Annotated in this window: 1 protein-coding gene; it reads right to left on the reverse strand. The window is 61.1% G+C overall.

The genetic code is table 11. The features are described from left to right. Positions 1-35 precede the first annotated feature (35 nt). Entirely contained in the window at positions 36-587 is a 552-nt protein-coding gene (locus IM317_RS23680) for an NAD(P)H nitroreductase (RefSeq protein ID WP_020316958.1), read from the reverse strand. Between the last annotated feature and the right edge of the window lie 40 nt (positions 588-627).

Here is a 627-nt window from a genome sequence, read left to right on the forward strand (position 1 = left end):
AGGCGCAGCCGCCACCCGGCATAACACACGCGGACTCAGAATCGCGTCACAAACGGCGCGGTATCCGGCAGGGCAATGGTGGTTGAGGCTTTTAGCTGCGGCGTCCCCAGATAGAGGAAGCCGACAATTTTATCCTGTTCGCGGCACTTGAAGCCGGCCCGCACCACCGGACTCTCGGTCAATGCTCCGCTGCGCCAGATACCGTTGAATCCCTGAGCCAGGGCCGCCATCTGCATCGCCATCACCGCGCAGCCAGCGGACATCTCCTGCTCCCAGCGCGGCACCTTAGGGTGGTCTTCACAGCGCGCGACCACGGTAATAATCAGCGGCGCGCGGAACGGCGCATTGCGGGCTTTCTCAATTCCCTTCTCATCCTGGCCGGCCTCTCTGGCCCCTTTTTCCAGCAACTGGCTGAAGCGCTCGCGGCCGTCATCGGCGATAATAAAGAAGCGCCACGGCTGCAGGGTGCCATGATCCGGGGCGCGCAGCCCGGCGCGCAGAATGTTTTCCAGCTGTTCGCCCACCGGGGCAGGTTCCGCCAGGCGGGAAGCGCTCCGGCGATTAAGCAGTAGATCGAGAGCATCCATCTGTATAACTCCTGTGATGTCATTTTTCATAAAATTAACA

Source organism: Enterobacter cloacae complex sp. S3 (assembly GCF_014930495.1).
Classification (GTDB): domain Bacteria; phylum Pseudomonadota; class Gammaproteobacteria; order Enterobacterales; family Enterobacteriaceae; genus Enterobacter; species Enterobacter asburiae_B.

Bases quoted from the DNA above. Each gene is read 5' to 3' on its own strand.
- IM317_RS23680 (WP_020316958.1), bottom strand. From the start codon at position 587: ATGGATGCTCTCGATCTACTGCTTAATCGCCGGAGCGCTTCCCGCCTG.